The following is an 11,540-nucleotide window of genomic DNA, read 5'->3' as shown; positions in this document are numbered from 1 at the left end:
CTGCGGGCGAGGGAGGTCGGTTGGGCGTCAGCGTCAGTCAGGGGAGGGCGGCGTCGAGGAAGGCGTGCCAGGCGGTGTGGACGCGTTCGGTGTGGATGCCCTCTTCGGTGTCGTCGGCGAGGAGGTCGAGGAGGAGGCCGCGGAGGACGGCGAGGACCACGGTGGGGTTCGCTCCGGTGCCGGTGAGGACCCGTCGCAGGGGTGGCAGCCACTCGTCCAGGGAGGTTGTGCCGAAGTCCTGCCAGGGGCCGGAGTGGCCGAGAGCACGGACGTAGCCCTCGAAGAACAGGCGCAGTGCGCCGCGGCGTTCGGGCTTGGTGAGCCACGTCCAGAGGAGTTCGAGGGTTTCGCGGGCGTTGCCGCCCTCGGCCTCGGACTGTTCCAGCAGCGCCAGTTGTTCGGCCCGGCCGACCGCCAGGACCTCCCGGACCAGTTGCTCCTTCGAGCCGAACAGGTAGAGCAGCACGCGGGGGCTGGAGCCGATCTCGGCGGCCAGCGGGCGCAGGGAGAGGTCGGAGACGTTGTGCTCGGCGACGTAGCGGACGGTCGCGGCGAGGATTTCCTCGCGGCGTGGCGAGGACGGGCGGGTGGGTGCATTGGCGGGGGCGGTCACGTGGTCTATCGTTCCACTGAAACGAGTGTTTCAGTGAGCGTTCCAGTGAGAGGGGATGCCACCATGGCTGACACCGCATCCGGAGCCGAAGCCGGAGCCGCATCCGGAGCCGAAGCCGGAGCCGGGGCCGAAGCCGGGGCCCGAGTCGACGTCGCCGGTATTCGCGAAGCGCTCAGGCCCGGCGACCTCGGCGCCGTCGCCGCCCTGCACGGCGTCCTCTACACCCGTGAGTACGGCATGGACGAGACCATGGAGGCCTACGTCGCCGCCGGCATGGCCGAGCTGGTCCTCGCCCGGGCCCGTGAGGGCGGCGCCGGGCCCGGCCGGCTCTGGGTCGCCGAGCTCGACGGCCGGGTGGTCGGCGCCGCCGGTCTGGTCCGGGCGGAGGAGCGTCCGGGCTGGGGTCAGCTGCGGTGGGTGCTCCTCGACCCGGACGCCCGGGGCCGGGGTCTGGGCGGGCGGCTGCTGGCGACGGCCCTGGACGAGGCGCGCGCCCGCTCGTACGAGGGCGTGCTGCTGTGGACCGTCGCCGGGCTCGACGCCGCCCACCACCTCTACTCCAAGGCCGGCTTCGAGCTCACCGTCTCCCGGCCCGCCCGCAGGTTCGGCCTCGACACGGTCGAGCAGCGGATGGACCTGCGGTTCTGACGACCGGTTCGGACGACTGGTTGCGCCGACCGGTTCTGACAAGCGGTTCAGGCGTCCTTCAGGTGGGCGAGTGCTGAGACGAGGCGGTCGGCGATGTCCGGCGGCCAGGGGAAGGCGCGGGTGACGGCGCGCTGGTGGGCGAGGCCGTGCAGGCCCAGCCACAGGGCGACGGCGTCGCTGGACGGGTCGGTGCTGGTGGCCTGACCTGCGGCGACGCAGTCGCTGATGGCGGTGGCGATGACCTCCAGGGCTTCCGCACCGAGGGCGGTGAGGTCCGCCTCGGTGATGGAGCTGTCGCCGAGGGTCGGAGTCCAGAGGCCGCCGAACATGGTGCGGTAGCGCCCGGGGTGGGTGCGGGCGTAGTCCAGGTAGGCGTCGCAGATCGCGCGCAGCCGGCGGCGGGGGTCGTCCTCACCGGTGTCCTGCCCGTCCGCCGCGGAGTGAGCGGAGCGCAGGTGGCGTTCCAGCTCGGCGAACTCCCGCTGGACCACGGCCAGGACGATGGCCGGCTGGTCGGGGAAGTGCGGGTAGATGGACGGGGCGGCGATCCCGACCCGGCGGGCGACGGAGCGCAGGGTGATGGCGCGTTCGTCGCCGCTCTCGTCAAGGAGTTCCACGGCGGCGGTGATGATCTCTTCGCGCAGGCGCCCACCCTCGCCGCGGCGGTTGCGTGTGCGGGTCGGCTTCGCTGCGGCGGCTCCCGGTACGGAGTCTTCTGATGCGGCGGCTTCCGGTGGGGCCGTTTCCGTTGTGCTGGTTTCCTTCACGCTCGTCACCTTACGCCGTGAAGCTTACGGGCGTGAAGCCTTGCGGGCGTAGCCTTACACCTGTAGCTTTACGGATGTAAGCACGTCGGTCCGCACCGAGGAGTCCTGCCATGACCGGTCCCACCACCGCCCGCGCCGCTGCCACCACCGTCGCCACCGAGATCGTCCTTCCCGGCCCGGTCGAACCGAGCGGCCTGGAGGTCCGCACCCGCCCGCTGCCGGCCCCCGCGGCCGGCCAGGTCCTCCTGCGGATGGACGCGACCGGCGTCTCCTTCGCCGAACAGCAGATGCGCCGCGGCAAGTACTACGACCAGCCGCCGTTCCCCTTCGTCCCCGGCTACGACATCGTCGGCACGGTCACCGCCACCGGCCCCGGCGTGGACACCGCGCTGACCGGCCGTCGGTTCGCCGCCGTCACCAAGACCGGCGCCTGGGCCAGTCACCTGCTGATCGACGCCGCGGACCTGGTGCCCGTGCCGGACGGCGTGGACGCGGCCGCGGCCGAGACCGTCGTCGTCAACGGCATCACCGCCTGGCAGATGTTGCACCGCCTCGCCGCCGTCCGCCCCGGAGGCACCGTCGTCGTCCTCGGCGCCAACGGCGGCGTCGGCTCCACCCTCGTCCAACTCGCCCGGCACGCCGGGATCACCGTGATCGGCACGGCCTCCACACGCCACCACGAGGCCGTACGCGCCCTCGGCGCCACCCCGGTCGACTACCGCGACCCGCACTTGTACGACCGGATCCGGCAGCTCGCGCCCGACGGCGTCGACGCGGTGTTCGACCACGTCGGCGGCCCCGGCCTGGTGGACTCCTGGCAGCTGCTGCGTCGCGGTGGCACGCTCGTGTCCTACGGCACCGCCGCGACCAAGGACGAGACGGGCAACTCGCGACTGCCCGTCCTGAAGCTGTTCGCCCGCCTCCTGCTCTGGAACGGCCTCCCCAACGGCAGGAGCGCGCACTTCTACAACATCTGGGCGGGCCGGCGCCGCCCCGAGGCCTTCCGGCGCCGCCTGGGCGCGGACCTCACCCAGGTGCTGCGTCTGCTGGCCGACGGCGTCCTCACCCCGCAGATCGCCGCCCGGATCCCGCTGGGCGAGGCGGCCGCGGCGCTGGAGCTGGCCGAGTCCCGTACGGTCGCGGGCAAGGTCGTCATCGTCCCGAGCGCGTGACGGGCCGTCGGCGCCCCTGCGTCCAGCAGCTCGCTCCTGTCTATGGGCTGTCTGCTGTTGTTATTTGTGTTCGGCGCTCCGGACTGGAAGGCTGCCCGCCATGAAGATCACGATCACCGTGGAGGACCCGACCCCCGAGGTCCTGGAGAAGCTGCTCGCCCTCGCAGCCGTGCCGGCAGCCGTCGTGACCGCGGTGCCTGACGACCGCTGGACGCCGGAGCGGGCCCGCTCGTACTACGACCGACTGCCGCCCCGGGCGCAGCAGATCCTGCTCCAGGTCATCGAGGGCGACGGCGAGTGCGGCGCCGAGGAGTTGAAGGCGAACGGCCGCAGCCTGCGGGGATCCACCGGCGCGTTCCGCCGGGTGCTCTCCGAGGGCAAGCGAACCGGGATCTGGCCGGAAGGCCTGCCCGTACCCGTGGTGTCCCACGTCGTCGGCGGGCAGCTCAAGAAGATCGAGATGCCGGGCCGCGGCACGGAGCAGTACGTACTCCCGGAGTTCGAGGAAGGCCTGGGCGATCTGCGAAGCGGCGGCGGCAGCGGCGGCGGCAGCGGCAGCGACTGACTGACCAGCCGTCAGGGATCGCCCGGTGATGCCGCGGGGCTGTCGCATGCCGGCGGGCTTGGGGGCGAGTGAGTGGGTGTGAGTCGTGCCCTGGTCGATGCGGTGAGGCGGTGCGACCGATCGGCGGCTGCGTCCCGGCTGCCGCCGGGGGTGAGCCGAGTCTGCTACCTTCACCGTGCGCGAAACGATCATTCGTGCGAATCATGCGAAATGCATCGCACGTGCGACCGGGGCGTTCCGGAGAAGCACCGAAGGTCGACTGACGGGGGGACGGACATCCATGAACGCGTACGCAGGTACGGGCGGGCCGGGCGGGTTCTACGCGCCGCCGACGGCCCCGGGCGCGCCGGTGCTCGGGCCGACCTTCGGGGTCAATCCGGCGGACCTGGACCCGGCGGCCAAGGCCGCGAAGGAGAGCGGTGAGGCGATGCCCGCCGAGCTCAAGGCGATCCACCAGCCCTCCGACACTGCGGCCGCTGCGCTGTCGGGCTGGCAGGTCGGTGCCGCGCTGCACAACTGCACCGCGGCATGGGAGGACCTGCTGAACAAGCTCGCCTCAGAGGTCGACGGCGTCGCCCTGAAGCTGAGCCAGACCGCCACCGACTACCGCAACGCGGACAAGAACGGCGCCACGGGCCTGAAGCCCTCCGGGCTGTTCCCGCAGGGGGCGAGCTGATGGTCTCCCTCGCCCAGCTGCGCGACAGCGACCTGTCCGGCCTGCTGCCGGCGGCCACCGCCTACGACACCCTCGCCACCAACTTCGGCAAGCATGTCCAGACCATGCAGCACGAAGTCCTCAAGCACGTCCTCAATGCGAACTGGGTCGGCAACGCCGCCGGTGCCGCCAACGCCTCCCTGCAGCGCACCAGCAACCGCCTGGACGCCGCTCACACCGAGATGTCAGCGGTCTCCGGGCTGCTGCGCGAGGCCTCCGAGAGCTTCCTGCTCGCCCAGTCCAAGCTGAAGGCGGCACTGCAGGAGGCACAGAACCTGGGGCTCACCGTCGCCGAGGACGGGACGGTGTCCTGGCCCGCCCCGTCCAAGGCCGAGAGGAACGACCCGGAGTACAACGTCCCCCAGCAGGCGAGGGCGCTGGCGAACCGGATATCCGGGGCCGTTACGGAGGCCGGCAACGCCGACCAGAAGATCGCGGGGCTCCTGAACTCCCTGACCGAACGCGCCCGCAACGGCACCGGGCTGGACACCGACAAGGCCGCCGCCGACCTGAAGGCCGTCACGCAGCAGGGCGTCGACCTGATGGCCGCGGGCTTCCCGCCCGCCGGCGCCTCGCCCACCGAGGTCAACAGCTGGTGGAAGGGCCTGACGCCCGACGAGCAGCAGCGGCTCATCGAGGCCCACCCTGACCTGCTGGGCATGCGCGACGGCATCCCGGCAGCGGCCCGTGACCAAGCCAACCGGCTGAACCTTGCCCACCTCATCACCAAGTACCAGCAGAAGCCGAACCTGACGGACGACGAGAAGCAGAAACTGGAAGGCTTCCTCGCGATCAGCAAGCGCCTGGAAGCGGACAAGGACAAGCAACCCCCTCGTTTCCTGCTGGGCGTCAGCGAGGAGGGCCAGGGCCGGGGCATCCTGTCCTTCGGGAACCCGGACACGGCGAAGAACGTCAGCGCGTACGTGCCAGGGCTGGGCACCACGCTCGGTGCCGTCGGCGGCAAGGACGGCGACCGTGCCCTGAACGTGTGGAACGCCGCGCACAACGCCGATCCCAACGCCGAGGTCGCGTCGATGGTCTGGCTCGGATACGACCCGCCGCCGGGCCTGGAGAAGCTCGCGGACGGCGACACCCGGCCCCTGGAGGTGATGGACGCCGACCGCGCCGCCAAGGGCGGGGCCGCCTACGACAAGTTCATGGCAGGCCTGCGCGCCACCCACGACGGCTCGCCCGCACACCTCGTCGCCCTCGCGCACAGCTACGGTTCCACCACCGTCGGCCTGGGCGCGCAGATGAGCGGTGGCACCGGAGCCGATGACGTCATCCTCGTCGGCTCCCCCGGCACCGGCGCCGCCAAGGCCTCGCAACTCCACATCGACCCCGGCCACGTGTGGGTCGGCGACGCGGAGAACGACCCGGTCAGCCACCTGCCGTCGAAGGGCCGCGTGGCCAATGACATCCAGGGCGCAACGGGAGGTTTCCTCGCGGGCCCGGTCGGGAGCCTCGTCGGCGGCTATGTCGCCGACAAGATGTACGACTGGTTCGGCCCCGAGGACCAGCTCTGGTTCGGTCAGGACCCGGCAAGCAAGGGCTTCGGCGCCAACCGCTTCGCCGTTGCCGACGGGCCGGAGCTCTCCTTCGACTCCCACTCCGACTACATGACCGACCCCAACGACTCGACGTCGAAGACCCTGGAATCGGTCAACAACATCGGCCAGATCGTGGCCGGGAAGTACGACCACGTCACGAGGCAGGACCACCGATGAACGACCGTCCGAGCCTGAGTCGCCGTCCGGGCACCGCCCTGCGCTTGTCGGCAGCCCTCGCATTCCTCGCCGTCGGTGCCACCGCCTGCGTCGGCGGCGCCGGAACGGGCGCCGACCGGGGCGAGGGGGAGAGTCCGGGCCCCCTCATCCCGCCGGCCCAGGCCCTGCAGACACTCGACTCCCTGCTGGAACAGACCACCGCGGGCGTGCAGCCGGCGCTGCAGTACTGGGACGCCTGGCCGCAGGCCACCGTGCAGTACTCCAAAGGCCTCGACGAACACTCCCTCGGCTACGCCAAGGCCTCCCGCCAACGCCACGTCAAGACGAAGGTCGCCCCCGGCAAGTACGGCGCACTGCTGGACGCGGTGCGCAGCACCTGGCAGGCCAAGGGCTACCGGGTCGAGACGGGGCCCGCCAACCTGCAGGCCCTGTTCGCCACCACGCCCGAGGGCAACGGTGTGAGCATCACGATCCACCCCGCCGGGAACATCGACATCGGGGCCACCGTCAGCCCCGTCCCGGTGCCCGACGGCCGGGACCTGTTCGGCACCCCCACTCCCGACCCGGTCATGGCCAACGGAAACCCGGACGTCGTGCCCACGTACGAGGACCCGTACTGGTCCGCCTGATCACCGCGCCCTTCCAAGGCCGCCGTTCGCCCCATCGTTCCGAAAGCTTCCGTATGACCCCCGAACAGGCCGTCCAGGTACTCGACGCGCTCCTCGACGAGGCGATGTCCGCCATCCGTCCGCCGCTGCGGTACTGGGACGGCTGGCCCCGTTCCACCGAGCAGACCGCAGGCCCGGACAACCACTCCCTGGGCCACGCCGTCGCCACCCGCGACCGGTACGTCATGACCAGGGTCGCTCCGTCCAAGTACGGCGCGCTGCTGGGCGTCACCGAACGCGGCTGGCAGGCCCTGGGGTACCGGATCACCGCCGTCAACCCCCGCCAGCCCGCCATGTTCGCCGCCACGCCCGCCGGGTACGGCGTGTGCGTGCTCATCGGCGCCGCGGGCAACATCACCTTCCAGGCCACCGTCGGCCCCATCCCCGTCATCCGCGACCGAGACCCCTTCGGCCCCTACGTGCCCGAGCCGACCCTGCCCAACGGCAACCTCGACATCATTCCCCGCTACGAGGATCCGTTCTGGTCGCACTGAATGCCCGCACCGGCTGCCCGAAGGTACGGTTGGCCGCTGATCAGCCGTGGCGGGGAGGCTCCAGCGGTCAGTCACTCCATCGACAACCCGGGTCGCGCAGGGCCCAGCCGTCGAGCAGCAGCAGGCCGGGCGCCTCGGCTTCACCCCCCACCGGCGAGACCGAGCGCTACGTGGTGGCCACCGGGTCGGGGTGGTACGGGAACACAGGAAGCGGCTCTGTCACGGGCAGCGACCGTACCACCGCCCGCTGAGTCGTTCGGGAGCGGCGGGCTCGGGGTGGCCACGTAAGATCGTTTTCGGCGCTGCTGCGTCGACGAACGCATGGGGGGCGACGTACATCATGGGGATCTCGGATCGACCTGCCGCCGAGGACGCTGAGGCCGCAGGGACCGCTGGTGGCGCGGGCGTCCCGCCTCGCCGGCCCGGGCGGCGGGCCCTGCTCGCCGGCGGCATCGCGCTCGCGGTGGCCGGCGGCGCGGGGTTGGCGCTGTCCCGGCGGGACGGCGGGCCGTCGCAGGCCGCCCCCGCCGCGGCCGACTCGCCGTCGACCACGCCGCTGCGGGAGTCGCCGACGCCGATGGCCCCCCGGGCGGACTCCGGTGCGCCCGAACCGCTGTGGACGTTCACCTCGGACGCCGACCTGGTGCCCGCCTCGACGCTGGTCGCCAACGGCACGCTCTTCACGCTGAGTTCCCACCTGACCGCGATCGACACCGCGACCGGCTCGGTGAAGTGGGCCGGCAAGGGCGTCAACACGCTGTACACGGCCGCCGGCGCCGGGCTCGTCTTCGTCGGCTCCTTCCAGGGCGCGACCGGCTACGACGCGGCCACCGGCGCGGAGACGTGGCTCAACGTCAACCGTCAGGCCAACGCCGACGACCTCTCCAACGTCTCCGTGCTCCGCGCCGACGACAAGGTGCTGTACGCGGTCGCCCGGGTCAGGCCCGTCGGGGCCACCACGTCGCCGAAGCTCGACCTGCTGGCCTTCTCGATCGACACGCACGAGAAGCTGTGGTCCCTGCCGGTGGAGGTGGGGGCCGGGCCGCAGTACCTCCACCACGCGGTCGCGGACGGCAACCTGTACTACACCGACGGCAGGTGCAACCTGGTCGCCCGCAACGGCCAGGACGGCCGACAGCTGTGGCTGGTCGAGACCGGCGCCACCAGCTCGATCACGCCCGCTGTCGCCGACGGCCGCGCCTACTGCCGCACGGGCAGCAACGGCCTGCGGGCGGTGAACCTGGCCGACGGCAGGCGGCTGTGGGAGATCAGCACCGCCGACGGCGGCACCAAGGCGTTCCCACCGGTGACGGCCGCCAGCGGCACGGTCTACGGCGGCAACGGTACGGCGGCGGCCTGCGCCTGGGACTCCCGCACCGGGCAGCAGCTCTGGACCAGCCCGATGCCCTTCCGGCCGACCATGACCGAGCCCGTGCTCGTCCAGGACACCCTCTTCGTGGCGGGCCTGGCCGGCGACGGCGTGCACGCGGTCGACGTGAGGACGGGCCGACCGCGGTGGACCTTCACCGTGGACGCGATCTCGCCGGCCGCCCAGAACCAGCCGTGGGGCCTGGCCACCGACGGGCAGCGGCTGCTCGCCAAGCTGGGCTCGACGGTCTTCGCCCTGCCGGCGGCCTGACGCCGGTCCGGCGCCGGACCGGGGCCCGCTCGCCGCCTACGTCCGGGGCAGCGGCAACTCGAAGAAGACGACCTTCCCGACCGCCTTGCGGGCCGTACCCCAGCGCTCGGCGAGCTTGGAGACCACGACGAGGCCGCGGCCGCCCTCCTCCAGCTGCCCGCCGGGCTCCATCGACGGCAGGTTGTGGTTGTCGTCGCTGACCTCGACCAGCAGCCTGTCCGTCCGGATCAGCTGCACCTGCACACCGTCCCGCGCCACCCGGATCGCATTGGTCACCAGCTCGGACACCAGCAACTCGGTGGTGTCCATGAGTGCTTCGAGGCCCCAGGCCTCCAACTGCTCCAGGACCAGCCACCGTACGCGCCGCACCACCGCCGTCTCGGGTTCGAGCTGCCAGGTGGCCACGTCGGCCGACGGGATCCCGACGAGGCGCGCCACCAGCAGGGCGATGTCGTCGGTGCGGTCGTCCGGCCGGAAGTGGGCGAGAACGGTGTCACAGACCTGGTCGGGGCTCTGCTGCGGGTCGATCAGGCCGCTGCAGAGCGCGGCCAGACCCTCCCCCAGGCCGCCGTCGCGGAACTCGACCAGTCCGTCCGTGAAGAGCACCAGCATCGACCCGTCCGGGACGTCGACGGCGGCGGTGACGAACGGCACCCCGCCGACGCCGATCGGCGCGCCCGAGGGGATCTCCAGCAGCTCGCCGACGCCATCCGCGTGCACCAGCACCGGTGGGACGTGACCGGCGCTGGCCAGCTCGCAGGTGCGGTTGATCGGGTCGTAGACCGCGTACAGGCAGGTGGCGAGCTGTTCGGGCCCGAGCATGTGGGCCAGGTTGTCCAGGTGGCGCAACAGCTGACCCGGCGGCAGGTCCAGGCCGGCCAGCGCGTGGATCGCGGCGCGCAGCCGCGCCATCGTCTGGGCCGCGTGCAGGCCCTGGCCCATCACGTCGCCGACCACCAGGGCCACCCGGCTGCCGGGCAGCTGGATCGCGTCGAACCAGTCACCCCCGACGCCGCCCCTGCGCTCACCGGGCAGGTAGCGGTGGCCGAGCCGCACGCCGGCCATCGCGTCCGGGAGCGTCGGGAGCATCGACTTCTGCAGCGTGGCCGCCATCCTCAGCTCCGCGCCGTGCAGGCGCGCGATGTCCATCGACAGGGCCGCGCGGACGACCAGGTCCTGCAGGTGGTCCGCGTCGCCGTGCCCGAACGGCCCGCGGCCGGCCAGCCGGACCAGCCTGACCACGCCGAAGACCGTGCCGCGGACGGACAAGGGCAACGCCAGGACGGAACTCCCCACCGCCTCGGACAGGAACGGCGCGCCCGGGGGAAGCGCCGGATCGACGACCGCATCGACGACCGCATCGACGGCCGCATCGACGGCCGCCTCGGAGCCGGTCACCGGCACGAGCACCGGGGCGTTCTGCTGCAGCGCCCGGCCCTGCGGGGTGGAACCGGGCGCCGTCAACAGGTCGCCCTCGACGGGCTCGCGGCCCCAGCGGTCGGAGAGGCCCGGCGTACAGGCGAGCGAGACCCGGCGCAGCAGCGTACGGTCACCGGGCCGTTCCGAGGGCAGCGCGGAATCGTCCGTCAGACCGGCGACCAGGTCCACCGAGGCGAAATCGGCCACCCGGCGCACCAGCAGCGCGCACAGCTCGCCGGCGACCGCCCCCAGATCCAGCGAACGCTCCACCCGCTGCCCGAACTCCCTGCTCAGAGCCATCCGTACGGACTCCAACTCGGTGTGCGGTGCCTGGAGCCGCCCTGCCGTCCGCTCCGCGTCGAGCGTCGCCTCCGCGGCCAGCAGCCGGGCCTCCAGCCGCACACAGCGCTCCTCCGCCGCGTGCTTGAGCGACTGCGCACGCGCGAGCTCCGCCCGCAGGGCCTCCAACTCCACCTTGAGGCCCAGCAGTTCGTCCCTGACCCCGCTTGCCCCGTCCGGCTCCCCGTACAACTCCAGCGCACCCACTGCACCCGACGCGTACTGGGCGGTGGCCCAGTCCGACTCCAACTGCCGGTAGCGCTGCTCGGCCTGATGCGCCTGAGCCTCCGTCGCCTCCAGAGCGCGCAACAGGTGCCGCTCGCGCACACTCGCCAGATGCAACTCCCGCTCGGCCGACCCGAGCTTGTCCCGCAACTGCTCCACCTCGTGGCGCGAAGCGTTGCGCACCCGCAACGCCTCCATCCGCAACCGGTGCGCCTCCTCCTGGACCTCGGCCGTCACCGGCTTGCCGCCGAGCTCCCCGACGTGGCGCAACAACTCGTCCACGAAGTCCTTCGGGGCGATCCGCTGACCCCGGAAGTACCGCGAGACGGAGCCCTTGTCACGGCTGCAGCGGGCCGCGTACCTGGTCAGCGTGGTGCCCAGCACGGCGAACAGCCGCCCGATGAACTCGACGAACGCCCGCACCTCCGGCTCCGGCGGCTCGTAAGGCTCCGGAACCTCCCCGCGTCGCTCCAACACCCGCAACCCCTCCGGCCTTCTCCGCCACCGCCGCGTTCCGTTGCCGCCGATCGGCAACACGTTGCCCCTGGC

At 72.1% G+C, this 11,540-nt stretch carries 11 protein-coding genes; 8 read left to right on the top strand and 3 right to left on the bottom strand.

Features of this window, described 5'->3' with window-relative positions; all coding sequences use genetic code 11:
* Positions 1–37: 37 nt before the first annotated feature.
* Positions 38–613: a TetR/AcrR family transcriptional regulator gene (locus tag CRP52_RS33310; RefSeq protein WP_097240576.1), complete on the bottom strand. Its 576-nt coding sequence runs from the start codon at positions 611–613 to the stop codon at positions 38–40.
* Between the two features lie 63 nt (positions 614–676).
* Here CRP52_RS33310 and CRP52_RS33305 point away from each other — a divergent pair, with 63 nt between their 5' ends.
* Positions 677–1,261: a GNAT family N-acetyltransferase gene (locus tag CRP52_RS33305; protein ID WP_097240575.1), complete on the top strand. Its 585-nt coding sequence runs from the start codon at positions 677–679 to the stop codon at positions 1,259–1,261.
* Positions 1,262–1,308: 47 nt separating this feature from the next.
* On the opposite strand, the gene CRP52_RS33300 is transcribed toward CRP52_RS33305, so the two are convergent.
* Positions 1,309–2,028 carry a TetR/AcrR family transcriptional regulator gene (locus CRP52_RS33300; protein ID WP_097240574.1) on the bottom strand — a complete coding sequence of 240 codons (720 nt, stop codon included), beginning with the start codon at positions 2,026–2,028 and terminating at the stop codon, positions 1,309–1,311.
* Between the two features lie 110 nt (positions 2,029–2,138).
* Between CRP52_RS33300 and CRP52_RS33295 the strand changes: the two genes are divergently transcribed.
* The 7 genes from CRP52_RS33295 (at position 2,139) to CRP52_RS33270 (ending at position 9,008) form a co-directional block, all read left to right on the top strand.
* On the top strand, positions 2,139–3,200 hold the full coding sequence (locus CRP52_RS33295) for a medium chain dehydrogenase/reductase family protein (RefSeq protein ID WP_097240573.1): 1,062 nt from the start codon (positions 2,139–2,141) through the stop codon (positions 3,198–3,200).
* A gap of 100 nt (positions 3,201–3,300) precedes the next feature.
* A complete protein-coding gene (locus CRP52_RS33290) occupies positions 3,301–3,765 on the top strand; it encodes a hypothetical protein (protein ID WP_097240572.1) in 465 nt (154 codons plus the stop codon).
* Positions 3,766–4,045: 280 nt separating this feature from the next.
* The gene (locus CRP52_RS38680) at positions 4,046–4,441 is read left to right on the top strand and encodes a hypothetical protein (RefSeq protein WP_179853103.1); all 396 of its coding nucleotides are present in this window, start codon (positions 4,046–4,048) and stop codon (positions 4,439–4,441) included.
* Positions 4,441–6,207 carry an alpha/beta hydrolase gene (locus tag CRP52_RS33285; RefSeq protein WP_179853102.1) on the top strand — a complete coding sequence of 589 codons (1,767 nt, stop codon included), beginning with the start codon at positions 4,441–4,443 and terminating at the stop codon, positions 6,205–6,207. Before CRP52_RS38680 ends, CRP52_RS33285 begins: the two co-directional genes overlap by 1 nt.
* A complete protein-coding gene (locus CRP52_RS33280) occupies positions 6,204–6,836 on the top strand; it encodes a hypothetical protein (protein ID WP_097240570.1) in 633 nt (210 codons plus the stop codon). The genes CRP52_RS33285 and CRP52_RS33280 overlap by 4 nt, the downstream gene beginning before the upstream one ends.
* Before the next feature lie 53 nt (positions 6,837–6,889).
* Positions 6,890–7,369: a hypothetical protein gene (locus tag CRP52_RS33275; RefSeq protein ID WP_097240569.1), complete on the top strand. Its 480-nt coding sequence runs from the start codon at positions 6,890–6,892 to the stop codon at positions 7,367–7,369.
* 340 nt (positions 7,370–7,709) lie between these two features.
* Positions 7,710–9,008 carry a PQQ-binding-like beta-propeller repeat protein gene (locus CRP52_RS33270; protein ID WP_097240568.1) on the top strand — a complete coding sequence of 433 codons (1,299 nt, stop codon included), beginning with the start codon at positions 7,710–7,712 and terminating at the stop codon, positions 9,006–9,008.
* 36 nt (positions 9,009–9,044) lie between these two features.
* Here CRP52_RS33270 and CRP52_RS33265 read toward each other — a convergent pair whose 3' ends face one another.
* A complete protein-coding gene (locus tag CRP52_RS33265) occupies positions 9,045–11,468 on the bottom strand; it encodes an ATP-binding SpoIIE family protein phosphatase (protein ID WP_257033177.1) in 2,424 nt (807 codons plus the stop codon).
* Between the last annotated feature and the right edge of the window lie 72 nt (positions 11,469–11,540).

The sequence above is a fragment of the Streptomyces sp. 1331.2 genome (assembly GCF_900199205.1).
Lineage (GTDB): Bacteria > Actinomycetota > Actinomycetes > Streptomycetales > Streptomycetaceae > Kitasatospora.
The sequence above is the reverse complement of the archived record's forward strand: the minus strand, read 5'-3'. Positions and strand labels throughout refer to the sequence as shown.

Coding starts and splice junctions, on each gene's coding strand:
- CRP52_RS33305 (WP_097240575.1), top strand. CDS start 677: ATGGCTGACACCGCATCCGGAGCCGAAGCCGGAGCCGCATCCGGAGCC.
- CRP52_RS33295 (WP_097240573.1), top strand. CDS start 2,139: ATGACCGGTCCCACCACCGCCCGCGCCGCTGCCACCACCGTCGCCACC.
- CRP52_RS33290 (WP_097240572.1), top strand. CDS start 3,301: ATGAAGATCACGATCACCGTGGAGGACCCGACCCCCGAGGTCCTGGAG.
- CRP52_RS38680 (WP_179853103.1), top strand. CDS start 4,046: ATGAACGCGTACGCAGGTACGGGCGGGCCGGGCGGGTTCTACGCGCCG.
- CRP52_RS33285 (WP_179853102.1), top strand. CDS start 4,441: ATGGTCTCCCTCGCCCAGCTGCGCGACAGCGACCTGTCCGGCCTGCTG.
- CRP52_RS33280 (WP_097240570.1), top strand. CDS start 6,204: ATGAACGACCGTCCGAGCCTGAGTCGCCGTCCGGGCACCGCCCTGCGC.
- CRP52_RS33275 (WP_097240569.1), top strand. CDS start 6,890: ATGACCCCCGAACAGGCCGTCCAGGTACTCGACGCGCTCCTCGACGAG.
- CRP52_RS33270 (WP_097240568.1), top strand. CDS start 7,710: ATGGGGATCTCGGATCGACCTGCCGCCGAGGACGCTGAGGCCGCAGGG.